The sequence below is a fragment of the Sphingobium sp. AntQ-1 genome (assembly GCF_028538045.1).
Lineage (GTDB): Bacteria > Pseudomonadota > Alphaproteobacteria > Sphingomonadales > Sphingomonadaceae > Sphingobium > Sphingobium cupriresistens.
Genome location: NZ_CP117158.1, coordinates 2,625,923 through 2,650,120, shown reverse-complemented (window position 1 = coordinate 2,650,120; position 24,198 = coordinate 2,625,923). Strand labels below are relative to the sequence as shown.

24 protein-coding genes and 1 pseudogene are annotated in these 24,198 nt (G+C 65.4%); 13 read left to right on the top strand and 12 right to left on the bottom strand.

Going from position 1 to position 24,198, the window contains the following annotated elements; translation table 11 throughout:
• Positions 1-26: 26 nt before the first annotated feature.
• The 5 genes from sucD to sphantq_RS13270 all read right to left on the bottom strand — a co-directional run bounded on the left by sucD (position 27) and on the right by sphantq_RS13270 (position 4,659).
• On the bottom strand, positions 27-911 hold the full coding sequence (gene sucD, locus sphantq_RS13290; RefSeq protein ID WP_066600303.1) for a succinate--CoA ligase subunit alpha: 885 nt from the start codon (positions 909-911) through the stop codon (positions 27-29).
• 97 nt (positions 912-1,008) lie between these two features.
• Positions 1,009-1,971 (bottom strand): malate dehydrogenase, encoded by a 963-nt coding sequence (mdh, locus tag sphantq_RS13285; RefSeq protein WP_066600301.1) that lies wholly within the window; start codon positions 1,969-1,971, stop codon positions 1,009-1,011.
• Positions 1,972-2,294: 323 nt separating this feature from the next.
• Positions 2,295-3,410, bottom strand: coding sequence for a cell division protein ZapE (gene zapE / locus sphantq_RS13280; RefSeq protein WP_066600297.1), 1,116 nt, complete (start codon positions 3,408-3,410; stop codon positions 2,295-2,297).
• Positions 3,407-3,865, bottom strand: a complete 459-nt coding sequence (locus sphantq_RS13275) for a PaaI family thioesterase (RefSeq protein WP_066600294.1) — start codon at positions 3,863-3,865, stop codon at positions 3,407-3,409. The genes zapE and sphantq_RS13275 overlap by 4 nt, the downstream gene beginning before the upstream one ends.
• 5 nt (positions 3,866-3,870) lie before the next feature.
• Positions 3,871-4,659 carry a succinate dehydrogenase iron-sulfur subunit gene (locus sphantq_RS13270; RefSeq protein ID WP_066600291.1) on the bottom strand — a complete coding sequence of 263 codons (789 nt, stop codon included), beginning with the start codon at positions 4,657-4,659 and terminating at the stop codon, positions 3,871-3,873.
• A 190-nt stretch (positions 4,660-4,849) separates the two neighbouring features.
• Here sphantq_RS13270 and sphantq_RS13265 point away from each other — a divergent pair, with 190 nt between their 5' ends.
• The 6 genes and pseudogenes from sphantq_RS13265 to sphantq_RS24315 all read left to right on the top strand — a co-directional run.
• Positions 4,850-5,935 carry a glycosyl transferase gene (locus sphantq_RS13265; protein WP_272798713.1) on the top strand — a complete coding sequence of 362 codons (1,086 nt, stop codon included), beginning with the start codon at positions 4,850-4,852 and terminating at the stop codon, positions 5,933-5,935.
• A 3-nt stretch (positions 5,936-5,938) separates the two neighbouring features.
• A complete protein-coding gene (locus tag sphantq_RS13260) occupies positions 5,939-7,042 on the top strand; it encodes a CDP-alcohol phosphatidyltransferase family protein (protein ID WP_066600286.1) in 1,104 nt (367 codons plus the stop codon).
• The gene (locus tag sphantq_RS13255) at positions 7,039-7,476 is read left to right on the top strand and encodes an HIT family protein (protein WP_066600283.1); all 438 of its coding nucleotides are present in this window, start codon (positions 7,039-7,041) and stop codon (positions 7,474-7,476) included. The genes sphantq_RS13260 and sphantq_RS13255 overlap by 4 nt, the downstream gene beginning before the upstream one ends.
• A 160-nt stretch (positions 7,477-7,636) precedes the next feature.
• On the top strand, positions 7,637-8,164 hold the full coding sequence (locus sphantq_RS13250) for a DUF192 domain-containing protein (protein WP_066600281.1): 528 nt from the start codon (positions 7,637-7,639) through the stop codon (positions 8,162-8,164).
• A 49-nt stretch (positions 8,165-8,213) separates the two neighbouring features.
• On the top strand, positions 8,214-8,612 hold the full coding sequence (locus sphantq_RS13245; protein ID WP_272798712.1) for an NADH:ubiquinone oxidoreductase subunit NDUFA12: 399 nt from the start codon (positions 8,214-8,216) through the stop codon (positions 8,610-8,612).
• Positions 8,609-9,031: pseudogene (locus sphantq_RS24315) on the top strand (DUF2155 domain-containing protein); the annotation flags it as partial. The gene sphantq_RS13245 and the pseudogene sphantq_RS24315, both read left to right, overlap by 4 nt.
• Positions 9,032-9,066: 35 nt before the next feature.
• Here sphantq_RS24315 and aat read toward each other — a convergent pair.
• Positions 9,067-9,819, bottom strand: a complete 753-nt coding sequence (aat, locus tag sphantq_RS24310; RefSeq protein ID WP_129927177.1) for a leucyl/phenylalanyl-tRNA--protein transferase — start codon at positions 9,817-9,819, stop codon at positions 9,067-9,069.
• Between the two features lie 97 nt (positions 9,820-9,916).
• Here aat and sphantq_RS13230 point away from each other — a divergent pair, with 97 nt between their 5' ends.
• Positions 9,917-11,197 carry a dipeptidase gene (locus tag sphantq_RS13230; RefSeq protein WP_066600275.1) on the top strand — a complete coding sequence of 427 codons (1,281 nt, stop codon included), beginning with the start codon at positions 9,917-9,919 and terminating at the stop codon, positions 11,195-11,197.
• A 63-nt stretch (positions 11,198-11,260) separates the two neighbouring features.
• Here the strand turns inward: sphantq_RS13230 and sphantq_RS13225 are convergent, their stop codons facing one another.
• On the bottom strand, positions 11,261-12,295 hold the full coding sequence (locus sphantq_RS13225; protein ID WP_201785504.1) for a S66 peptidase family protein: 1,035 nt from the start codon (positions 12,293-12,295) through the stop codon (positions 11,261-11,263).
• Between the two features lie 2 nt (positions 12,296-12,297).
• Complete coding sequence (locus sphantq_RS13220) at positions 12,298-12,741, bottom strand: cupin domain-containing protein (RefSeq protein WP_066600272.1); 444 nt, start codon at positions 12,739-12,741, stop codon at positions 12,298-12,300.
• An 82-nt stretch (positions 12,742-12,823) separates the two neighbouring features.
• Between sphantq_RS13220 and dapE the strand changes: the two genes are divergently transcribed.
• Positions 12,824-13,963: a succinyl-diaminopimelate desuccinylase gene (gene dapE / locus sphantq_RS13215; protein ID WP_272798711.1), complete on the top strand. Its 1,140-nt coding sequence runs from the start codon at positions 12,824-12,826 to the stop codon at positions 13,961-13,963.
• A 141-nt stretch (positions 13,964-14,104) separates the two neighbouring features.
• Here dapE and sphantq_RS13210 read toward each other — a convergent pair whose 3' ends face one another.
• The 4 genes from sphantq_RS13210 to sphantq_RS13195 all read right to left on the bottom strand — a co-directional run bounded on the left by sphantq_RS13210 (position 14,105) and on the right by sphantq_RS13195 (position 18,362).
• Entirely contained in the window at positions 14,105-15,790 is a 1,686-nt protein-coding gene (locus sphantq_RS13210; RefSeq protein WP_272798710.1) for a putative bifunctional diguanylate cyclase/phosphodiesterase, read from the bottom strand.
• 99 nt (positions 15,791-15,889) lie between these two features.
• A complete protein-coding gene (locus sphantq_RS13205; protein WP_272798709.1) occupies positions 15,890-16,447 on the bottom strand; it encodes a Smr/MutS family protein in 558 nt (185 codons plus the stop codon).
• Between the two features lie 8 nt (positions 16,448-16,455).
• A complete protein-coding gene (gene mltA, locus sphantq_RS13200) occupies positions 16,456-17,709 on the bottom strand; it encodes a murein transglycosylase A (protein WP_272798708.1) in 1,254 nt (417 codons plus the stop codon).
• Positions 17,706-18,362, bottom strand: coding sequence for a Tim44/TimA family putative adaptor protein (locus sphantq_RS13195; protein WP_066600258.1), 657 nt, complete (start codon positions 18,360-18,362; stop codon positions 17,706-17,708). Before sphantq_RS13195 ends, mltA begins: the two co-directional genes overlap by 4 nt.
• Positions 18,363-18,557: 195 nt before the next feature.
• Here sphantq_RS13195 and secB point away from each other — a divergent pair, with 195 nt between their 5' ends.
• From secB to sphantq_RS13170, 5 genes are all read left to right on the top strand, one after another.
• Positions 18,558-19,058: a protein-export chaperone SecB gene (gene secB / locus sphantq_RS13190; RefSeq protein ID WP_066604907.1), complete on the top strand. Its 501-nt coding sequence runs from the start codon at positions 18,558-18,560 to the stop codon at positions 19,056-19,058.
• Between the two features lie 152 nt (positions 19,059-19,210).
• A complete protein-coding gene (gene murJ / locus sphantq_RS13185) occupies positions 19,211-20,785 on the top strand; it encodes a murein biosynthesis integral membrane protein MurJ (protein ID WP_272798707.1) in 1,575 nt (524 codons plus the stop codon).
• Between the two features lie 18 nt (positions 20,786-20,803).
• A complete protein-coding gene (gene trpS, locus sphantq_RS13180; RefSeq protein ID WP_066600253.1) occupies positions 20,804-21,808 on the top strand; it encodes a tryptophan--tRNA ligase in 1,005 nt (334 codons plus the stop codon).
• A gap of 232 nt (positions 21,809-22,040) precedes the next feature.
• The gene (locus tag sphantq_RS13175) at positions 22,041-22,694 is read left to right on the top strand and encodes a DUF4136 domain-containing protein (RefSeq protein WP_066600251.1); all 654 of its coding nucleotides are present in this window, start codon (positions 22,041-22,043) and stop codon (positions 22,692-22,694) included.
• A 186-nt stretch (positions 22,695-22,880) separates the two neighbouring features.
• Positions 22,881-24,125, top strand: a complete 1,245-nt coding sequence (locus tag sphantq_RS13170) for a dicarboxylate/amino acid:cation symporter (protein WP_272800233.1) — start codon at positions 22,881-22,883, stop codon at positions 24,123-24,125.
• Positions 24,126-24,198: the final 73 nt, after the last annotated feature.

Below are 24,198 nucleotides of genomic sequence, written 5' to 3'. Positions count from 1 at the left end.
GCCCGGCCGCTTTTTCTATCGGCTGATCAGCCCTTGAGCACTTCGACCAGCGTCGAGCCAAGCTCGGACGGGCTGGCGGCGACCTTGATACCGGCCGCTTCCATCGCCGCGATCTTGCTTTCCGCGTCGCCCTTGCCGCCCGACACGATCGCGCCGGCATGGCCCATGCGACGGCCCGGAGGGGCGGTACGACCGGCGATAAAGCCAGCCATCGGCTTCTTGCGGCCACGCTTGGCTTCGTCGATCAGGAACTGGGCGGCCTGCTCCTCTGCGTCGCCGCCGATTTCACCGATCATGATGATCGATTCGGTGGCGTCGTCGGCCAGGAACAGTTCCAGAACGTCGATGAAGTTGGTGCCGTTGACCGGATCGCCGCCGATGCCGACGGCCGTGGTCTGGCCCAGGCCCGCATTGGTGGTCTGGAACACGGCTTCATAGGTCAGCGTGCCGGAGCGCGACACGACGCCGACCGAACCCTTGGAGAAGATCGAACCGGGCATGATGCCGATCTTGCATTCGCCCGGCGTCAGAACGCCGGGGCAATTCGGACCGATCAGGCGCGATTTGCTGCCCGACAAAGCGCGCTTCACGCGGACCATGTCGAGGACCGGGATGCCTTCGGTGATCGCGACGATCAGCGGGATTTCCGCGTCGATCGCTTCCAGGATAGAATCGGCCGCGAATGGCGGCGGCACATAGATGACCGATGCGTCGGCGCCGGTCTTGCTCTTGGCTTCCGCAACGGTGTCGTACATGGGCAGGCCGATATGGCTGGAGCCGCCCTTGCCGGGGGTCACGCCGGCAACCATCTGGGTGCCGTAGGCCAGGGCCTGTTCGGTGTGGAATGTGCCGGTGGCACCGGTCATACCCTGGGTGATGACCTTGGTGTTCTTGTTCACCAGAATGGACATGCGTGTCCCTTTTCTTCTGTGGAAGTGGCACTTGGGATCTAAAGCGCCCCGTCCCAGGCTGCGCACTTACCTGGAACGGGACGGTGCAGCTCTAAAGTCAGGCGAGCGAGGGGTCGATGCCCTTGCACGCTTCCAGCAATTCCTTGACGGCATCGACCGACACCTGAAGGTTCGCCTTGGCTTCCTCGTTCAGTTCGATCTCGATGATCTGCTCCACGCCATCCTTGCCGATGATGACCGGCACGCCGACATAGAGATTGTCGACGCCATATTGGCCGGTCAGGTTCGCGGCGCAGGGCAGCAGGCGCTTCTTGTCGCCCAGATAGGCTTCGGCCATGGCGATCGCGCTGGTGGCGGGCGCATAGAAGGCCGAACCGGTCTTGAGCAGCGCGACGATTTCGCCGCCGCCCGAACGGGTGCGCGCGACGATGGCGTCGATGCGCTCCTGCGTCGAACGGCCCTGCTTGATGAGGTCAGGGACAGGGATGCCGGCGACGGTCGAATATTCGATCACCGGGACCATCGTGTCGCCATGGCCGCCCAGCACGAAGCTGGTGACGTCCTTGGCCGAAACCTGGAATTCCTCGGCGAGGAAATGGTTGAAGCGCGACGAGTCGAGCACGCCGGCCATGCCGACGACCTTGTTGTGGGGCAGGCCCGAAAATTCGCGCAGCGCCCACACCATCGCATCAAGCGGGTTGGTGATGCAGATGACGAAGGCGTCGGGTGCGTTGGCGGCGATGCCTTCGCCCACGGCCTTCATGACCTTGAGGTTGATGCCCAGCAGGTCATCGCGGCTCATGCCCGGCTTGCGCGCCACGCCGGCGGTGACGATGATGACGTCCGCGCCCGCGATGTCGGCATAATCGTTCGAACCGGTGATCTTCGCGTCGAAACCTTCGACTGATGCGCACTGCGAGAGATCAAGCGCTTTGCCCTGCGGCACGCCTTCGACGACGTCGAACAGAACGATATCGCCCAGACTCTTGAGCGCCGCCAGGTGCGCCAATGTGCCGCCGATATTGCCTGCGCCGATGAGCGCGATCTTGTTCCGGGCCATATGCAATCATCCTCCAAGTCTTGACTACTGGAATTGCTGGCCCGCCTACGCCCTTCGAACAGGGGTTTCAACCGCCGAAATCTCAGGAAGGCAAATTATCTTTGCAATTCATTCGCAATTGCATTAAATGCGATTCACACCCTGTCGCTGCGGACTTCTACCCTGGTCCTCAGCCTTCCCTGCAGCGGTATCCTGCCGGGCGCCTTTCTCCTCGGAGGCGCCCGGCCTGTTTCCCACCTTAAGATTGCGGCCTGATGAACGGGGCGCGCGCCATCGGACGGACGGATTTCGCCCGGCGATGAACAGACCAACCGTCAGGAAGACTATTTAGGCCCGTGGCCCAATTCGAGATAATCGTCCGACTGCATTTCCATCAGCCGCGACACGGTGCGTTCGAACTCGAACGCGCCGTCCCCTTGTGGATACAGGCGCGCCGGCTCGGCATCGGCCGACGCCAGCAATTTCACCTTATATTCGTAGAGCGAGTCGATCAGAGTCACGAAGCGCGCGGCTTCGTTCCGGTTTTCCGGCCCCAGCACGGGAATGCCGACGATGATGACCGTATGATATTTACGCGCGATCGCCAGATAGTCGGGCGCGCCACGCGCTTCGGCGCACAGCCGCTTGAACGAGAAGACCGCGACGCCTTTGAGGCTTTTGGGCACATGCAGCGTCCGGCCGCCCTGCACGACGATATCTTCCGAGGGCACATGGGCGCGGTCTGACGGCGGATAGTCTGTCAGACGGAAGAAAGCGGTGCTCAACGCCTGTGTGGCTTCGTCGCCATTGGGGCAATGCCACAGCGTCGCGTCACCCAGCCGGTCGCGTCGATAATCGACCGGCCCGTTCAGCGTCATCACATCCAGCTTCACCTTGATCAGGTCGATGAAGGGCAGGAAGAGCTGGCGGTTGAGGCCGTTCTTGTAGAGTTCGTCCGGCTCGCGGTTGGACGTAGTGACGATCGTCACCCGCTTTTCCAGCAGGCCGGTGAACAGCCGCGACATGATCGCCGCATCGGCCATATTGTTGACGACCATCTCGTCGAAGCAGAGCAGGCGCGCCTCGTCGGCCAGCGACTCGACCACCGGCGGGATCGGATCACCCGTTTCCGACTTGCGCGCTTCGGCCAGCCGCGCATGAACGTCGAGCATGAACTCATGGAAATGCGCGCGTTTCTTGCGCGCGATCTGCACCGTGTCGAAAAACAGGTCCATCAGCATGGATTTGCCGCGCCCGACGCCGCCCCACATATAGAGGCCGCGGGGCGGCTCCGGCGCCTTGCGCAGCAGCTTCCACAGCGTCGATCCGCGCGCGGGGGCCGCCTCCAATTCGCGTTGCAGGGCATCGAGCCGTTCCGCCCCGGCTTGCTGGTCGGGGTCAGCGCGCAACTCGCCCGCCGCCACCAGCGCGCGGTAACGGTCCATCACATGGCTCGTCATGCTTCCGGCGCCTTGCGCAATGTGGCGGTGGACGCGGCGATCGTCCGCCCATCCTGCGCCAATGTCAGGCGCAGGAACAGCAGCCGCCCGGTTTCCCCCAGCAGTTCGACCTGCGCGCGCAGAATATGATCGGCCCGGCCCGCCGCCATATATTGCATCGAGAGTTCGACCGTGACCGCGCTGGCCTGCGCCGGACGGCCGACGGCCACCATCGCGGAAAAATAGGCATGATCGGCAAAAGCCGCGAGAAAGCCGCCATGCAGCGAGCCCAGGCGGTTGCGATGATGGACGCGCGGTTCCAGCTCGACGATCGCGCGCACGGCGCCATCGGGCTGCGAATAGATCGGACCGAGCAGGGTGAGGAACGTGTCCGGCACCGGCTCCATCCATTGCAGCCAGCCGGCACGCGGCCCGTCGGTGACGCGCCGCGCTATCGCCTTTTCACCCGCCTCCACGGTGATCAGAGCTGCCGTTCGACCATCATCTTCTTGGTTTCGGCGATCGCCTTGGCCGGCGAAAGCCCCTTGGGGCAGACATTGGCGCAGTTCATGATGGTGTGGCAGCGATAGAGGCGGAAGGGATCTTCCAGTTCGTCCAGCCGCTCGCCGGTATATTCGTCGCGGCTGTCGGCCAGCCAGCGATAGGCCTGGAGCAGGATCGCCGGGCCAAGAAACTTGTCGCTATTCCACCAGTAGGACGGGCAGCTGGTCGAGCAGCAGGCGCACAGGATGCACTCGTACAGGCCGTCCAGCTTCTCGCGGTCGGCGGGCGACTGGAGCCGCTCCTTGCCCGACGGCGGCGGCGACACGGTCTTCAGCCAGGGCTGGATCGAGTTATATTGCGCGTAGAAATGAGTGAAGTCGGGCACCAGATCCTTGATCACGTCCATATGCGGCAACGGCGTAATGCGCACATCCTTGCCGCTGCACTCGTCGATCGCGGTGGTGCAGGCCAGGCCGTTCTTGCCGTTCATGTTCATCGAACAGCTGCCGCAAATACCCTCGCGACACGACCGGCGGAAGGTCAGTGTGGGATCATATTCATTCTTGATCTTCAGCAGCGCGTCCAGAACCATCGGCCCGCAGGTGTCGAGGTCGATCTCGAACGTATCGTAACGCGGGTTCTGCCCGGAGTCAGGATCGTAGCGATAGACTTTGAAGCTGCGCACATTGGACGCGCCGGCGGGCGCGGGGTGGGTCACGCCCTTGCCGCTGATCTTGCTGTTCTTGGGCAACGCAAATTCGGCCATCGCTCGTCGAGCCTCTTCGAAAGATGTCTATCAGTTGGGGGTCCGCATAACAAAAAATAAGCAAAGGTCCAGCGCCGCGGACCATGTTTCTGTCCCAGGCCACTTGTTGCAAACGGATTGCAACGGGTCGGACGGCCGCTTGCTTCCTCCACCATCCACGTTAGGGCGGCACATCTCCAAGGATATAGTCTTGCCGACCGACATCGCCTTTCTCGCCATCGCCGAAGCGCAACAGCTCTATCACTGGCTGCCCGCCGCGCTGGAACTGGCGCGGCGGCCCGGCGTGCGGGTCAGTGTGCTGTCGCCCTCGGACCAGCTATTGGCGCTCGTCGCCAGCTATGATCCGCAAGGGATTTTGCGCCCCGTCCGCCTGCGCCGTCCACCCTCGCGCGCCGACTCGCTGTTCCGCCAGCCTTCCCGGCTCGCGACGCTGCTCCTCAACTATGCCACCATCGCCCGCTTCCCGACTCTGGTGACGACGGAGATCAGCAGCGCCTGGCTGCGGCGCGTGCCGGGTTTCACATCGCATCTGATCCTTATCAAACATGGCGCGGGCGACCGGGAAGGCGGCTACAAGAAGCGCCACGCCGATTTCGACCTGACCCTGGTCGCGGGCGAAAAGGACCGCCGCCGCATGATCGACCGGGGCCTGTGCACGCCCGAAGCGATCGCGGTCGGCGGCTATGCCAAATTCGAACTGAAGGCGCCGCGCCAACGCTATTTCTACAATGACGATCCGGTGCTGCTCTATAATCCGCATTTCGACCCGGCGCTGTCTTCCTGGGTCAATCACGGGCCGGCGATACTGGCGTCACTGGAGTCGCTCACTGGCTGGAACGTCATCATCGCGCCGCATACCAAGCTGGCGCGCGCCGCCGCCCCGATCGTCAGCCACGCGCCCCATATCCGCGTCGATATGGGCAGCCGCCACTCGATCGACATGAGCTATACGATGAGCGCGGACGTCTATCTGGGCGACGTATCGAGCCAGGTATACGAGTTCCTGCTCCACCCCCGGCCCTGCATCTTCCTCAACCTCGACCATCGCGACGGCGCGGGCGACGCCTTCGCCCATTGGCGCTTGGGCCAGGTGATCGACAGCGCCGACGCCCTTCCGCAAGCCCTCGCCCGCGCAACCGGCTTGCAACCCGGCTTCGTTGCTGCGCAGGAAGCAGCGATGCAGGAATCGATCAATCTGTCCCCGGTCCCCGCCTCGCAACGCCAGGCCGACCTCATCCTGAATTTCGCCCAAACCTCTCATCCCGCGAAGAGCTAGAGCATGACCCAGACCCTCACCACCACCCTCGGCCCCGTGCGCCTTCTGGGCGACAACGCTACGCCGATCTGGGGCATGACCAATGCCGAACGCAATCGCCGCATGGCGGAAAGCGCAGCCAAGAACGGCAGCACCCTCGCGCCGAGGCATGAACTGGTCTTCAACCTGACCTATGCCTTCGACCCGCTGCTGCTGCGGCTGGCGCTCGAAACGCCGGGCACGCTCTTCGCCTGGCGCAACACGCCGATCGTGGGCCAGATACCGCAGGGCAGCGATCCGCTGGCCGCGCCCAACGTCATAGACCTGTCGGACGGCCGCAAGCTCTACAACCGCCAGTTGCGCAAGCTGGAGCAGCCGATGGTGCGCGAACTGACCCCCGCGACCCGGCGCGCAATCGAGCGGCAAAGCTATTTCGGCGCCTATAAGGGCGTCACCGACATCCTCACCAAATATCTCTGGCCCGAACTGGCGCTGGTCCTGACCCGCATCGCCGCGCAGTTGAAGATGACGCCCAATATGGTGTCGGTGATCGGCGTCACCCTCTGCCTCGTCGCGACCTATCTGTTCGCGCAGGGCATGTTCTGGACCGGGTTCCTCTCCGGCTTCATCTTCATGGTGCTGGATACGGTGGACGGCAAACTCGCCCGCTGCACCATCACATCGTCCAAATGGGGCAATGTGATCGACCATGGCGTCGACCTCGTCCACCCGCCCTTCTGGTGGTATTTCTGGGGCACGGGCCTCGCCTATTGGGGCCTCTCGCTCTCGACCCAGGCCTTTGCGCTGGTGATGGCCGCAGTGATTGCGGGCTATATCCTGCAACGGCTGATCGAGGGGATGTTCCTCAAGGATTTCAAGATGGACATCCATGTCTGGCGCCCCTTCGACAGCCAGTTCCGCCTGGTCACCGCGCGCCGCAACCCGAACATGGTCATCCTGTTCGTCTCGCTGCTCTTCGCCCGCCCCGACATCGGCCTGATCGCGCTGGCCTGGTGGATCGTCATCTCGCTGGTCGTCCACGCCATCCGCCTGGGCCAAGCCTATGGCATCAAGCGCAACGGCCGGCCGATCGTCAGCTGGATGGATGAAGCGGAGGCAGCCCTGTGAACGCCACCATCGCAAAATTCGGCTACCCCACGACCCTGATCGCGGAGTTCGATCATTGGCTGGTCCTCCTGCGTCCCGCCCAGCCGACGCTGGGATCGCTGATATTGGCGGCAAAGAGCGACGCGACCGCCTTCGGCGACCTGCCGGCAGAGGCCCATGCGGAGCTGAAAAACGTCACCGCCACGATCGAGACGGCGCTGCGCGGCGCGGTGGACTATGCGAAGATCAACTATCTGATGCTGATGATGATCGACCCCAACGTCCATTTCCACGTCATCCCCCGCTATGAAGGCGAGCGGACCGGCGGCGGCGTGACGGTGGCGGATGCAGGCTGGCCGGGACAACCGGACCTGGGCGCGGCGGTCAAGCTGGATGGCGATTTGGACGGTGTGCGGGATTGGTTGAAGGGATTGTTCGAAAGGCCAATCGCCTGACATCAAACCCCTCATCCCCGCACAGGCGGGCGCGGTTGAGATCAGGACATAGGTTCCAGCGCTCGCCCCGCGGTCGCCCTTTGGGTCGCGGAATGGCGAAAAGGGCTGGTGAACTGCCATTCCCCTCCCCATCGGCCGCGAATCGCATTAGGCAGTCGGCATGATCCGCTTTCCCGCCCTTCTCGCCCTTTGCCTGCTGGCCGCCTGTTCCAGCCGCCAGCCCGCGCCCGACAACAGCGCGCAGGCGCAAGCCGCCGATGCCATGCTGCCGGTGGTGATCCGCACCGCCAAGGGCGGACATCGGTTCGACGTCGAAGTGGCCGCAACGCCGCAGGCGCAGGAAAAGGGGCTGATGTTCCGCAAGGAACTCGCCCCTGACGGCGGAATGCTCTTCCCGATGGACCCGCCGCGCACGGCAAGTTTCTGGATGAAGGACACGCTGATCCCGCTCGACATGCTGTTCATCCATACCGACGGGACAATCGCTTTCCTCAAGAGCAACGCACAGCCCTATTCGCGCATCCCGGTGTCCGCCGGCGTGCCCGTCGCCGCCGTGCTGGAACTGGCCGGCGGGCGCGCGGCGGCGTTGGGCATCGCGGAAGGCGATGTCGTCAACTGGGGCGGTTGCGCGGTGCCGGGCGGGAAGGTGACGACCGACCGCAATTTCTGTCCGGCCGCGCCGCGATAGCCCATATCCTCCTTGCCCACGCCCGTCGCAGCGGCTAAGCGCTTGGCCCATGGGAATCCTCGGCAAGATCTTCACCTGGTGGGATGGCGCGACCATCGGCACCGCGCTCTTCACCTCCCGCAAGGGCAGCAAGGTCGGTGAAGACCATCAGGGCAATATCTATTATCAGGGCGGCGTCGACCCCAATGGCCTGACGCGCCGCTGGGTCATTTATAATGGCGCCAACGATGCCAGCCGCGTGCCGGCCGAATGGCATGGCTGGCTGCATCATTCGATCGAGGGCGCGCCAGAAAGCTTCCTGCCGCCGCCGCGCATATGGGAACGGGAATCGACCCCCAACGCCACCGGCACGATCAACGCCTATCGCCCGTCCGGCGCGCTCGAAAAGGGCGGCCAGCGCCAGAAGGCGACCGGCGATTATGAGGCGTGGAGCCCCGACGCGGCATGACCCGGCGTGCGGCGGGGGGCATCCCGCCGATCCTGTTGCACTTGCCTCTGCTATCCTGTGCGCTGGCGCTGGCCGCGTGCGGCAAGAATGACGTGCCCGCGGGTAACCAGACCGGACCGGTCAAGGTCGAAGGATCGCCGATCCGGTCGGCCGCCGGCGGCGCGTTGCCCGGCACCACGCCGATGGCGGAGCGCAACGCCGTCATCGGCTTGCTCAACAAGCGCAACGGCCTGACCCGCGACCTCACCATGAAGCCGGGCGAAGCGTTGCGCGTGGGCGATGCGATCGTGCGGTTGCAAGCGTGCGAAACCAGCGCGCCATGGGAAAATGTGCAGGAAACCGGCGCTTTCATCCAGTTGGACGTGCGCAGTAGCGCCGATGGCAAGTGGCGACGCACTTTTTCCGGCTGGCTGTTCCGCGAACGGCCCGACCGCAATGTCGTGCAGCATCCGATCTATGACGTGTGGGTCAGAAGCTGTGCGATGGCCTGGCCCGAAACCGGGCCGGAGACGGTCAAGCTGGGCGCCAAAGGCGAACCCATCGCCGCGGCGTCGCCCGCCAGCGGCGCGAACGCCAGTTCCGCCGCCGCGCCTGAACCCGCCGCCAGTGCGCCCGCCCCGGCCCCCAGCGCCACGCCGCCGGTCGCCGCGCCCAGCAACTGAAGATAATCACGCTGGCTGATTTCGACGGCGCCCATGGTGCGCAGATGATCGGTCATGAACTGGCAGTCGAGCAGGGTGAAGCCGCCAAAGCGTAGCCGCGCGACCAGCCAGGCCAGCGCCACTTTCGACGCATCGGTGCGGCGCGACACCATGGATTCGCCGAAAAAGGCGCGGCCGATCGCGACGCCGTAGAGGCCGCCGACCAGCTCGTCGCCCTCCCATATCTCGACCGAATGAGCGAAGCCGGCTGCGTGCAGGTCGCGATAGGCGGCTTCGATCTGATGGTTGATCCAGGTCGATGGGCGATCGGGCGCAGCCTGGGCGCAGAGCGCCAAAATCTGCGCAAAGGCGCGGTTCGCGGTGACGCGGAAACGGTCTCGGCGGATCCGCTTGGACAGCGAGTGCGACAGGTGAAAGCCGTCGAGCGGCAGGATCGCCCGCCGCTTGGGTTCGACCCAATAAACCTCCTTCGCATCACGGTCGTCGGCCATGGGAAAGACGCCGATGGAATAGGCCTGAAGCAGGACGAGCGGATCGATCATCATTCTGGCCAAGGCGTAGCAGACCAGGCGAAGGGGGGAAGCCCCGTTCTGTGATTGCCCCTTATTGACTTGATACCGCGCGGCCCTAGCTTCGCGCCCCATGAAAACGCCATCTCTTTCCCTGGCTCTGGCCTTGTTGCCCCTCCTCCTCGCCGCCCCCGCCGTTCATGCCGCCGCCGATCCCTATGCCGCCCGCGTGGCGCGGGTGCTGAAGGCGACGCCGCTGATCGACGGGCATAATGACTGGCCCGAAGCGCTGGCCGACAAGGCGAAGGATCAGCGCTGGACGATGGCGCTGGACCGGCTGGACCCGGCGACCTTCCACACTGACATCGCGCGGCTGCGGGCCGGCGGCGTGGGCGGGCAATTCTGGTCGGTCTGGGTATCGGCCGACCTGCCCGAATTGCAGCAGGTGAAGGATACGCTGGAGCAGATCGATCTGGCCCACAGTTTCGCGCGCCGTTATCCGCGGGACTTCGCCTTCGTGAACACCGCGGCGGAATTGCGCGCGGCGCACAAGGCGGGACGGGTCGCGTCCCTCCTGGGCGTGGAGGGCGGCGGCCAGATCGACGGCAGCCTGGCCGTGCTGCGCAATTATCGTCAGCTTGGCGCATCCTATCTGACGCTGACGCACGCCCGCACCATCGCCTGGGCCGACAGCGCGACCGACAATCCCCAGCATGACGGGCTGACCCCGTTCGGCGAAGCGGTGGTGCATGAATTGAACCGGCTGGGAATGCTGGTGGATTTGAGCCATGTCAGCGAGGGCACGATGCTGGACGCGCTGCGGGTCAGCAAAGCGCCGGTGATCTTCTCCCATTCCAGCGCGCGGGCGATCTGCAACACGCCGCGCAACGTGTCTGACTCGCTGTTGCAGAAGGTCGCGGCCAATGGCGGCGTGGTGATGGTGAATTATGCGCCGCAATATGTGTCGGAGGCGCGCCGCATCTGGGGCGCGGCCCGCAGCGCCGAAGTGGCGCGCTATAATGCGCCGCCCTTTGGCGGCCTCTATATCGGCGATCCGGAAGGCGCGAAGAGGGCGCTGGCGGGGTGGGAAAAGGCCAATCCAGAGCCGGTGGTGACCTTGTCGCAGGTCGCGGACCATATCGACCATATCGCCAAGGTGGCCGGGGTCGACCATGTCGGCATCGGCAGCGATTTCGATGGCGTGGGGTCGCTGCCGCAGGGGTTGAGCGGCGTGCAGACCTATCCGGCGTTGCTGGCCGAACTGATGCGGCGGGGCTGGAGCGACAAGGATATCGCGAAGCTCGCCGGCGAGAATGTGCTGCGGGTGATGGCGGCGGCGGAGAAAGTCGCGGCCGGGATGCAGGGGGAGCCAGCGGGGAGCGGGACCGTGGCCGGGTTGGATGGCAAGGGGTGAATTCTAATCCTCTCCCTTTCAAAGGAGGGGCCTATGGTTCGCACCACGCTGAGAGTGTTCCCCTTAACTGACCGCCGGCTCTAACAGTCGGATCGTGCCCGCACTCGCGTCCATTTCCGCCTCCACGCCCAGCGGCAGGCTATATTGGTTGGCGACATGGCCGAACTGGCCGCCCTGGAAGGCGGGGATAGCGAGCGGTTCGAGATGCTGTTGCAGCACCTCCGACAAGGTGAAGCCGCCATAGCTTGTACCGCCCGGCCCGCAGTCGGTGCATTGGCCGAAGGCGACGCCCGCCAGCTTGCCCAGCACGCCCGCCAGCGACAGCTGCGTCAGCATCCGGTCGATGCGATAGGGCTGCTCTCCAATATCCTCGATAAACAGGATCGCGCCGGTGAAATCGGGCAGATAAGCCGTCCCCATCAGCGCGGCCAGAACGGTGAGGTTGCCGCCCAGCAGCCGCCCGCGCGCCACGCCGGGGCGGAAGGTGCGGATGCGGCCGCTGCGCTGCGCCAGCCGATCCTCCTGCCCGACCGGGGTGGTGAAGGTCGGCGTCGCCGCGTCGAACGCGACGGCGCGGAAGGCGTCCCAGCTAAATGCGCCCCAGCTGCTCGCGGCATTGGGGCCGTGAATGGTGGTGAAACCCGCCTTGGCGGCGAAGGCCAGATGGAGCGCGGTGATGTCCGAAAAGCCGACCAGCAGCTTGGGATTTTTGCGGATCGTCGCGAAATCGAGCCGGGGCAGGATGCGCGCGCAGCCCCAGCCGCCACGCACGGCGAAGACCGCACGCACTTGCGGGTCGGCGAACATCGCATTGACGTCCGCCGCGCGATCCGCGTCTGTCCCGGCCAGATAGCCATAGCGGCCCGCCAGATGCGGCGCGGCCTTGGGCTTCAGGCCCATGGCTAGGATCGTGTCCTTGACCAGATCGAGGTCGAACGCGTCGTCGCTGAACCCCGCCGGCTCGATCAGGCCCACCATGTCGCCCGCGCGCAGCCGCGGCGGCTTCACCAGGGGAGCAGGCGCGGCGCGCGCCGATATACTCATCGCCGCGAGCATCGCGCCCATTCCGGTCAGCGCGCCGCGCCGGTCCATCCGCATCGTCAATAGCTGCTCCCATCCTTGTGGCGGTAGGCCCCGCCCGACCAGAGAAGATCGATATCGGGATAATGGCAATCCCCCGTCGGCACCCGGCCGAACGCGACGAACACGCAATCGGCCGCGCTTTCATTGACCAGATGATGGCCGTTCGGATCGCCTTTCGGAAAAGCCGCCATGTCGCCGGCCGTTATCGGCGTGCGCTTGCCCTCCTCCACCAGCACGGCCTCTCCCGCCAGCATCAGCACGAATTCGTCCTCATCCTCATGCCAGTGGCGCTGGGAAGAGGCAGCGCCGGGTTTCAGCACGACATGGCTGACGCCGAAATCGCTGAGGCCGTGGGCGGGGCCGAGCCGTCGCACCCATCGCCCATCGACGATAGCCGCATGGCCGGCGGGATAGCCGGTGCTGTTCGTCTGCGCGATGCTGTCCAGGTCGATCCGTGGCATGGCCGGTCCTCCTGTGGCCTGTCCTCTTGGGGCTGGCCCCCAAAAGCTGGCCAACCCGCATGGCTTTCGCTAACGCGGCAGGATGAGCATGACCAGCACCAATGACGATGTGGTGGCACTGGCCCGGCGCCTGCTGGCCTGCCCGTCCGTAACCCCCGCCACCGGCGAAGTCTTCGCCGCATTGGAGGCGATGCTGGTCCCGCGCGGCTTTACCGTGGATCGGTTCACCGTGGGCGAGGCGCCCGACGGGCCGGTGGAAAATCTCCTTGCCTGGCGCACCACCGGGCCGGGACCGCATTTCGCCTTTGCCGGCCATCTGGACGTGGTGCCGCCCGGCGCAGGCTGGACCAGCGACCCGTTCGCGCCGGAGATTCGCGGCGACCTGCTCTACGGCCGGGGCGCGGTGGACATGAAGGGGTCGATCGCCGCCTTCGTCGCGGCGCTGGACGCGCTGCCCGACGATTTGCCCGGCACGATCAGCCTGATCATCACCGGGGACGAGGAAGGGCCGGCCACCTATGGCACGATGGCGCTGATGGACCGGATGCAGGCGCGCGACCTGCGCCCGAACCTGTGCCTGGTGGGGGAGCCGACATCGGCTAAGCGGCTGGGCGACGTGGTGAAGATCGGCCGGCGCGGGTCGGTGAATATGTGGATTCGCGTGACCGGTAGCCAGGGCCATGTCGCCTATCCGCATCTGGCCGACAATCCGATCCCCAAGCTGGTGCGTATCCTGACGGCGATCGAAGCGGAGGTACTGGACGAGGGGACCGACTGGTTCCAGCCCAGCAATATCGAGATCACCGACCTGGAGGTCGGCAATGTCGCGCATAATGTGATCCCTGCTGCCGCGACCGCGCGCATCTCCATCCGCTTCAACGACCAGCATAGCGGGGCGGCGCTGATCGAACGGATCAAGGGTATCGCGGCCGTCGAGGGCGGCACTGTGGAGGCCAAGATCAGCGGCGAATCCTTCCTGACCGCGCCGGGCGCGTTCAGCGATCTGGTCAGCGGCGCGATCCGCGACGTGACGGGGGTGGAGACGGAACTGTCCACGACCGGCGGCACGTCCGACGCGCGATTCCTGTCACGGATTTGCCCGGTGGTGGAGTTCGGCCTGAACAATGCGACCATGCACAAGCTGGACGAGGCGGTCGCGGTGCAGGATTTGCGCGATTTGGTGCGAATTTATGCGCTGGTGGTGGAGCGGGCGCTGGGGTGAGAACAGGCAGTTGGATGAGCGGGATTGGCGCGAGGCTGGCGCGTCCACGCCCGGTCGCTGTCCCCTCTCCCAGCATCGACTAGGCAGCAAGCTGCCAAGTCTGCGCAGCCCTCTCCCCCGATGGGGAGAGGGATAAAAACATTACCCCGCGTCGCGGACCTGGCCCCTCGGCTGCGCACCGAATTGCGCGAGATAATCCTGCTCGCCGGTCGGGCGCGCGAGGTGATAGCCCTGGAACAGGGTGCAGCCGATGACGCGCAGCACGTCCATTTGCGCTTCGCTTTCGATCCCCTCGACCACCACTTCCATGCCCAACCCCTGAATGAGGCCGACGACGGCGGAGCAGATGGTGCGGGCTTCGGCGGAAGTGGCGATGTCGCGGACCAGGCTGCGGTCGATCTTGACCCGGTCGACCGGCAGTTCCTTCAGGCGCGACAGGTTGGAGTAGCCGGTGCCGAAATCGTCGATGGCGACGCGCACGCCGTCGCGGCGCAACGCCCGCAACTGGTCCAGCACGCGCGGGTCCATCTCCATCGCCAGCGATTCGGTGATCTCCAGCTCCAGCATGGCCGGCGGGGTGCCGTGGGTGGCGATGGCGTGGCGCAGGCGCAGGAAGAAGTCGGCCTGCGCCAGTTCGCGGGTGGAGATGTTGACCGCGATCCGCTGATGCACGCCGGTTTGCGCCCAGCGCGCGGCGGTCTGGCACACCCGGCTCATCACCCAGTCGCCCAGCGCGACGATGGCGCCGCTTTCCTCCGCCACCGGCACGAAGGCGCCGGGCATGACGAGCGCGCGCTGCGGATGCGCCCAGCGCACCAGCGCTTCGGCCGACACCGCGCGGCCGCTGGCGACGTCGATCTGCGGCTGGAATTCCAGCAGAAATTCGTCCCGTTCCAGCCCGCGCAGCAGGTCGCGCTCCAACTCGGCCCGGTCCTCCGCCTCCAGCGCGAGCGCGTCGGTGTAGATTTCCGCCCTGCCGCGCCCCTGATGCTTGGCGTGATACATGGCGATGTCGGCGGCGCGCAAAAGGTCCGCCAGCGTCGCGCCATGATCGGGATAGCAGGCGATGCCGATCGATGCGCCAAGGTCCACATGCTGGCTGCCAAGGTCGAACCGCTCGCCCAGCGCGAACTGGATGGCGCGCGCGATCCGCTGCGCCGCGGCCGGGCCGGACAGATGGGGGAAGAACATCACGAATTCGTCGCCGGCCAGGCGCCCGATGACGGCGTCGCCGCCCCCCGCGCTGACCTGCGCCATCACAACTTCGCGCAGGCGGCCCGCGACGCGCGCGAGCAACTGGTCGCCGGCCGCATGGCCTAGCGTGTCGTTGACCGCCTTGAACCCGTCAAGATCGATGAAGAAGAGGGTGGCGAGGCCGTTATCGTCGCGCTCGGCCAACAGCCGCTCCACCTGGCGGCAGAAGCTGGTGCGGTTGGCGAGGCCGGTGATCTGGTCGAACAGCGCCAGTGTCTGGACATGGTCGAGATTGGTGCGGACCTGGCTGAACAGGCTTTCCATCGCGACCGACAGATCGGGCAATTCCTGCCCGATTTCGGCCGGCACCCGCGATTGCAGGTCGCCATGGGCGGCGGACAGCAGGCGTTCGGTGGCGGCATCGATGGCGGTGGCGGCGGTGGCGATGGTGCGCCGGGCCGACGCCCAGCTCATCGTGCCGCACAATATGGCGATGATGAGCGAACGGCCGATCTGGATCAGGTCATCTGCCTGGCCCGGCGTATAGCCCAGCACCAGCGAGAGGATGAACACCAGCGCCCCCGCGGCACAAGCGAAGGCGGCAGCGCGGCTTTTCAACGTCACGCCCTGCATGTGCCTCCCAGCCCGATACCGGCCCCGACGCGAGGCCCCCGATCAGTCGGATATGAAGGACAGTGGTTAAGAAAGGGTCAGCAAAACGTCCTGAAAACGTCACTTTTTGCGGCGCAATATCAGGTAGAGCGCGCCGTCGCCGCCGTGGCGCGGATGGGCGACACGCACGCTGGCGATACGATCGGCATAGGGGCTGGTTTCGAGCCAATGGCCGATTTCGCCACGGATCGCGCCCCTGCGCCCCTTTCCCTCGCTCTCCGCGCTTTTCGGGGGTTTGCCGGTGACGACCAGCAGCACGCGAGCGTCGCGCGACAGGGCGGCGGCGATCGCCTGGTTAAGGCGCGCATGTGCAGAAGACAGCGTGTGTCCGTGCAAGTCGATGCTGGTGTCGGGGGTGACATTGCCGCTACGGATTCGGCGCTCCCAGCCAGTGTCGAGCACCGCTGCGGGGGACCGTGCGGGCGGGGCGACAGGGGGCGTTTTCAGGGTCCGGGCCGGTGGCGACGTTAACCTTGTCTTGATCGACGGTTCGATCGGCAGCGGCGCCGTCGTCGGGGTGACGGGGAGCGCGCGGGGGCTGTGTCGGATCGGGCGGACGGTGCGCGCGAGCGCCGACCAGAGCGCTTCCTCCTCGCTGGACAGGCGACGCCGGGCCATGGCGCGGATCAGGGTCGGACGAGACGCGCCGCCGACCCGATCGGCAGCAGCACCAGCGCGCTGCCCCGCGCCGACATGCCGCCCGCTATGCCCCGCGCCCGCGCGCCTGCGCCCCAGAAACTGTCGAACCGGTTGGCGCCCTTGATCGCGCCGCCGGTATCCTGCGCGATCCACACGCCGGCCGGTTCGGCCCGGTCGAGCGAGAGCAGCACCGGCGCGCCCAACGGGATGAATTTGGGATCGGCCGCCACCGTGGCTTCCTCCGTCACCGGCACGCCGAGCGCGCCGATCGGCCCCGCCCCGGTCAGTTCGCGGAAGAAGACGAAGCTCTTATTCTCGTTCATGATAGCCGCGCCTTCGGCCGGATGGGCGCGCAAATATTGCATGATGTCCTGCATCGACCCGGCCTGGATCAGGCCGCGATCCTTCATCAGCTTGCCGATACCGGTATAGTCGCGGCCGTTCTGCCCGTCATAGCCGATGCGCATGACACCGCCGTCGGGCAGGTTCAGCCGGCCGCTGCCCTGCACCTGAAGGAAAAAGAATTCCACCGGATCGGCGGCATAGGCCAGTTCCAGCCCGCGCCCGGCAAGCACGCCGGATACGATCTGGCTACGATCGTCATAGGGAACGAATTTCGTCCCGTTCACCTTGCCCCGGATCGTCCGCTCTTTCAGGCTGTCGCTGAACTGGCCGAGATCGACGTCGATCAGGTCGGTCGGGCGACGGTAGATCGGCACCTCATAGCCAGGCTGGCGGGTGCGTGATCCGGCGATTTCGGGTTCATAATAGCCGGTGACGAAGGCCGCGCCGTCGCCGACCTGCACCGCTTCGAAATAGCGGGAGAAAAATTCGCTGGCCGAGGCTTCGGGCCAACTGGATGCGGCGGCGCAGGCATTGTTCCAGTCGGACCCCTTGGTCAGGCCGCTGGCGTCGGTGCGCTTCATCAGCGTCGGACAGGAAATGCGGAACGCCTGAAGCGCGAGACGGGCGCGTTCGCCCGACGGTATCAGGCTGGCGATGTCGGGACCGCGGGTGACGCCCAGCCCTGCTGCCGTTGCCCTGTCCAGCGCAGGGTTAGTCGGCAGTTCAACCGGCAGCGTCGGACGCGGCGTGGCGGGAACGGGACGGGTCGCGGCTTCGCCCGACGGGATCGGGCGCACAGGTGCGGGACCATCGGCAGAGGGCGGAATCATACCGCCCGCGCAGGCGGACAGCATCAGCGCCGCAAGCAGCGCCCCCCCCGAATGGCGCGCGATCATGCGACGTCGTCGGTTTCGCTGAGCTTCCAATTGGGGTCCGCGCTACGAATATCGCGGGTGAAGGTCCACACATCCTTGGTGCCGACCGCGTCGGTCATCGACCCAGCGACGACATGGCCGTCCTTGTCACGGGTGACGGCGGCGATGTCGCCCTCGAACCGCAGCGCGACTTCGGCGATGCGGCCGTTGAGCGACGCTTCGACGATCTGCGCCTTTTCTATGCGGACCAGACGGTTGTCGAGGACATGGCCGTCAGCCTCGCGCGCGGCGATCGCTTCCTCGAAAGAGGCGCGGACGTCATCGTCGCACAGCCAGGCCAGTTCATCGCGGTCACCGCGCCAAAACGCTTCCAGCACCATCCTGTAGGCGCTCTTGGCGCCATCCACGAACTGGGGAACATCGAAGCTGCGGTCGGCGGCGATCAGGGCGCGAACGCCATTTTCCGCGCCAGGGGCGATCAGACCTTCGGCCAGGCGGATTGAGTCGCCGCTATTCTGCGCGACCGGACCGGGTTGCAGCACAGTCACCTTGGCGCGTTCATCGGCAGGACGCAGCGCGGGCTCCTGTTCGTGGCCCGTACGCTTGCCGAGCACCGAATAGAGCCGCAGCGCCAGAAAACCGGCGATCATGGCGAGGATGACGATCACATACACGGAAGGCTATACCCTTTTGCGTGGGACAATGTTCCAGCCAACATAGGCATGTTTGCACCCAACTTCAAATGGCGCATCGCACGGCGTTTCGCCAGGGTGCGCCATTGCCCTGATCCCAAGCCCCTGCTAAGCGCGCGGGTCATCATTGTCCGGGGGCCTGAGGCCGCCGCCAACAGCGAAAGTCTAGGGAAGAGCATGGCCGACGAAACGGATCACATCACCACAAATCTGGGCAATGGCGCCGACACCGCGCCGCAGATTGCGCTGATCAGCCAATATGTGAAGGATCTGTCGTTCGAAAATCCGAACGCGCCTGCGGTCTATCAGTGGCAGGACCAGCCGCAGATCGACGTCCAGTTCAACATCGGCGCCGAAAAGGTCGGCGATGAAGTGCTCGAAATCGCGCTGAAAATCGAAGTGAAGGCGGTCGCGCCGCAGGGCACCGCCTTTGCCGTCGAACTGCTCTACGCCGCCATTTTCGGAATGCGCAACGTGCCCGAAGACCAGATTCAGCCCTTCATGCTGGCCGAAGCGCCGCGCCTGATCTTCCCCTTCGCCCGGCGCGTGCTGGCCGACGCTATCCGCGACGGCGGTTTCCCACCGCTGCTGCTCGACCCGATCGATTTCGGCGCGCTGTACCTGCAACAGGCGCAGCAGATGGAAGTGACGAGCGGCGAACCGGCCGGTCACGCCTGATTCATTTAGACAACCGTTCGTGCTGAGTAGGGACTGAGCTTGTCGAAGGCCCGTATCGAAGCATCCGCGCAACCATCCTTCGATATGCCACTTCGACTTCGCTCAGTGGCTACTCAGGACGAACGGCTTTTGCTCGTTGGAGGGATTGGACCATGAAGCTGGTCAAAGCCCTTGGCTCGGTGGGCGGGCTTACGCTGGTCAGCCGGGTGCTGGCGCTGGTGCGCGATTCGCTCGCCGCGCGTTATGTCGGCGCGGGTTTCGCGTCGGACGCGTTCAACGGCGTCGCCTTCCGCCTGCCCAACATGTTTCGCGCGCTGTTTGCCGAGGGCGCCTTTTCCGCAGCCTTCATTCCGCTGTTCAATAAAAAGGCGGCGGGCGAGGGCGGATTACCGGCCGGTTATGATTTTGCCGAGCGCGCGCTGGCGGTGCTGCTCCCGGTCCTCATTCTCTTCACACTCATCCTGATCGCCGCCGCCTGGCCCGTCACCTGGGCGCTGTCGGGCGGCTTTGCCCGGCAGAATCCGAGCGCGGAGCAATTCGCCTTCGCCGTCACGCTCTCGCGCATCACCATTCCCTATCTGGCGCTGATCAGCCTTGCCTCGCTGCTGGGCGGCATCCTCAATTCGCTCGACAGATTCTGGGTCAACGCGGCCGCGCCGATCCTGCTGAACGTCGCGATGATCGCGGGCCTGTGGTTCTTCCATGGCGCCGACGAATATCAGACGGCGCGGGTGCAGGCCATGTCGGTCACGATCGGCGGCGCGCTGCAACTGCTCTGGCTGATCTGGGCGTGCAGGCGCGCCGGCGTGTCGATGACGCTGAAACGCCCCCGCCTCGACAAGGATGTGCGCGAACTGCTGCGCCTGATCGTTCCGGCAGCGGCGGGCGCGGGCGCGTCGCAGATCAACCTGCTGATCTCCACCGCTTTGTCAGGCTGGCTGCTCGCGTCGGGGTCTATCACCTATATCTATTATGCCGACCGGCTGAACCAGTTGCCGCTGGGCCTGATCGGCATTGGCCTGGGCACTATCCTGCTGCCCACCATTTCGCGCATGTTGTCCAAAGGGGAGGACGCTGCTGCGATGGAGACGCAGAACAGGGGCATAGAGCTTGCCCTGTTCCTGACCCTGCCCGCCACCGTCGCCTTCCTGATCGTGGCGGAACCGATCGTGCGCGGGCTGTTCCAATATGGCCGCTTCACCGCGGACGATGCGATGCGGTGCGGCTGGGCGTTGTCGGCCTTCTCGATCGGCCTGCCCTCCTATGTTCTCGTCAAGGTGCTGACGCCTGGCTATTATGCGCGCGGCGACACGAAGACGCCGGTGCGCTATGCGATGCTGTCGATCCTGATCAACATCATCGGCAATCTGGCGATGATCCCGACCCTGGGCCATATCGGGCCGCCGCTGGCGACTGCCCTGTCCTCCACCGTCAATGTCGCGATGCTCTATCGGACATTGGTCAGGCGCGGCCATTTCGCCGCCGATGCGGGGCTGCGCCGTCGCCTGCCCCGCCTGGCGCTCGCCGCGCTCATCATGGGCGTCGCGCTCTGGGCGGGCGAGGATCTGCTCGATCCCTGGCTGACTGGCGCGATGGTGCAGCGCTATGTCGCGCTGGCCCTGCTTGTGGGCGCGGGCGTGGCGCTGTACGGGCTGGCCTCCTTCGTCACGGGGGCCTATCGGCTCTCCGACATCAAGGCGCTGATGCGCCGCAAAAGTGCAACCTAAGTAAGAACGGATTCAGACATGCGCGTCCTTTCCGGCATCCAGCCGACCGGCAATCTGCACCTTGGCAATTACCTTGGCGCGATCCGCAACTGGGTGCGGATGCAGGATGAGATGGACAGCCAGAGTCAGTGTTTCTTCTTCCTGGCCGATATGCATTCGATCACCGTGCATGAAGGGCGCGAGCAGCGTATCCGCAACGTGCGCGACATGGCGGCCGCACTGGTCGCCGCCGGAATCGACCCGGACCGCAGCGTGTTGTTCAATCAGGCGCGGGTGCCCGCCCATGCCGAACTCGCCTGGTTGCTGAACGGCACCGCGCGCATCGGCTGGCTCAACCGCATGACCCAGTTCAAGGACAAGGTCGGCAAGGACCGAGAGGGCGCATCAATCGGCCTTTTCGTCTATCCGGTGCTCCAGGCCGCCGACATATTGCTCTACAACGCCACCCATGTGCCGGTGGGCGAGGACCAGAAACAGCATCTGGAGCTGGCGCGCGACATTGCGGCGAAATTCAACAGCGATTTCGGCCTGGAGCTATTCACTCTGCCCGATCCGATCATCCCCAAGGAATCGGCGCGGATCATGTCTCTGCGCGATGGCAGTGCGAAAATGTCCAAGTCCGATCCTTCGGACATGAGCCGCATCAACCTGACCGACAATGACGACGCCATCATGAACAAAGTGAAGAAGGCCAAAACCGATCCCGAACCGCTGCCCGAAACGGCCGCCGGGCTGGTGGGACGCCCCGAAGCCAACAATCTGATCGGCATCTACGCCACCCTGTCGGGCACGACGACCGATGCGGTCTGCGCGGACTTTGCCGGCAAGGGATTCGGCGCCTTCAAGCCGGCGCTGGGCGAGGTGCTGGTCGAGGCGCTGCGCCCGATTCGCGAGCGCTTCCTGCAATTGCGCACCGACGACGACGCGCTCGACGCGATCCTCGACAAGGGCGCGGCGAAGGCGGCGGCGGCGGCGGAGCCGACGTTGCGCGCTGCCTATGACGCGATGGGATTGATGCGCTGACGCGCTGGGGGTTTAATGCGCTGATGCGATAATGTCACAGGGTCGGCTTAAATGGCCTGCCGCTGGGCATAGCTGTTACGGGACGTCGGGGCGGGCGTCGTCCCTGCTTTGACAGGGACATGGTTTGCGCCCGTTCGGTCGGTTCGCGCGTTCAAACGATGTTCAGTTGCGTTTTGCTAGAGCAACGCGCAATGATGCTCAAAGGCTCACGCCTGATACAGGACGCAGAAAAATGACCCGTTTCAAGAAGTTCGGCCTGATTGCGGCGCCCGCTCTGGCGCTGGTGGCGCTGTCGGGCTGCACCACTGGCTTCAAGGCCGATGTCGCGCGTTTCCAGCAGCTCCCCGCCCCCGCCGGGCAAAGCTATGTCGTCGTCGCCGACAATCCTCAGCTCGCCGGCGGACTGGAATTCGCCCATTATGCCGACATGGTCGGGCAGCGGCTGGCGCAGACCGGCTATGTCCAAGCCAACGACCCCGCCCGCGCCGACCTGATCGTGCGCGTCGCCTATGATGTCGACAATGGCCGCGAAAAGGTGCGCTCGACCGGCTTTGGCGGCGGCTATGGCGGCTTTGGCCCCTGGGGCGGTGGTTTCGGTGGCCGCTGGGGTCGCCCATGGGGCTATGGCTTCTATGATCCGTGGCTGTTTGGCGGCGGCGGTTTCAACGACGTGTCGAGCTATACCGTCTACACCAGCGACCTGAGCATGAAGATTGACCGCGCGGCCGACAATCGCCGCCTGTTCGAAGGCAAGGCGAGCGCCCAGTCGCTGTCGAACAAGCTGACCTATCTGGTGCCCAACCTGATCGACGCGATGTTCACCAACTTCCCCGGTCAGAATGGGGAAGATGTGAAGATCACCCTGCCGCCCGAAAAGAAGGGCTGACATCAGGCATAACGGTTTTGAAAAGCCCGGCGCTTTCGACGAAGCGCCGGGCTTTTCGCGTTGATCCACCCCTGACCACGCGCACAAACCCGCGTTGCGCCATTTTCCGCTGTCCCCTGCCCCGGCATAGCGGATAGCGTGCCCCGTTCCGTTGCCATCGGCATCGCCACCGGGGAAACCACGCCTATGTCCTTGACCGTCCGCATCCTGATCGCGCTCGTGCTGGGCCTGGGCAGCGGCATTGCGCTGGCCGAATGGGGTGGCGGCGTGGCGGGCGGCTGGGCTGGTGACATCGTCGCGGTGGCGCAGCCGATCGGGAAGGCGTGGCTGGGCGGGTTGCAGATGCCGCTGATCCCCCTGATCTTCGCTCTGCTGGTGACGGGTATCGCGCAGGCGGCGACCAGCGCGCGGACCAACTTCATGGCGGGTCGCGCGATCGCGCTGTTCGCGATCCTGCTGACGGTGGCGGCCGCGGTCGCCGCACTGATTGGGCCGCTGATGCTGCATCTGTGGCCGGTGCCGCCTGGTGCGGTCGGGGCGCTGGCGGGCGCGGACGGCCTATCGGAGGTGCCGGACGTGCGCCCGTCGGCCGAATGGCTGCTGGGCTTCATCCCGATCAATCCGATCAAGTCCGCGAGCGAAGGACAGGTCGTGGCCGTGGTGCTGTTCGCGCTTATCTTCGGGTTCGCCGTCGCGCGCATCGCACCGGATCGGCGTGCGCAACTGACCGGCTTCTTCCAGGCGCTGGCAGACGCGCTGCTGGTCGTGGTCGGCTGGGTGCTGTGGCTGGCGCCGATCGGCGTGTTCGCGCTGGCGCTGGTCGCGGGCGCGCGGTCGGGGCTGGCGACGGCGGGCGCGCTGCTCCATTATATTGGCTTCATCGTGCTGATCTGCGTCGCGGTGACGCTGCTCGTCTATCCAATGGTGGTGGTCGCCGGGCGAATCGGGCTGGGCCGCTTCGCGCGCGCCGCCCTGCCCGCCCAGGCCATCGCCTTTTCGACGCAAAGCTCGATCGCCTCCCTGCCTGCGATGATCCAGGCGAGCGACGGGCCGCTGGACGTGCGCGAAACCACGCGCAGCATCGTCCTGCCGCTTGCCATATCGCTGTTCCGCATCACCAGCCCGCCCGCCAATCTGGGCGTCGCCCTCTATGTGGCGGCGATGAATGGCGTGCCGCTCGGCCCGGCGCAACTCGTGATGGGCGTGCTGGTGGCCGCGATCGTCAGCCTGGCAGCGGTCGGCCTGCCCAGCCAGATCACCTTCTTCACCACCACCGGTCCCATTTGCCTGGCCATGGGCGCGCCGGTGGAGGCGCTGCCGCTGTTGCTGGCGGTGGAGACGGTGCCGGATATTTTCCGCACGGTGGGCAATGTCACCGCGGATATGGCGGCGGCGCGGATGTTGGATCGGCGGGAAACGCTCGCAGCCTAAATCCCGTTCGCCCTGAGCCTGTCGAAGGGCGCGCGCAACGCCCTTCGACAGGCTCAGGGCGCACGGAGGACAA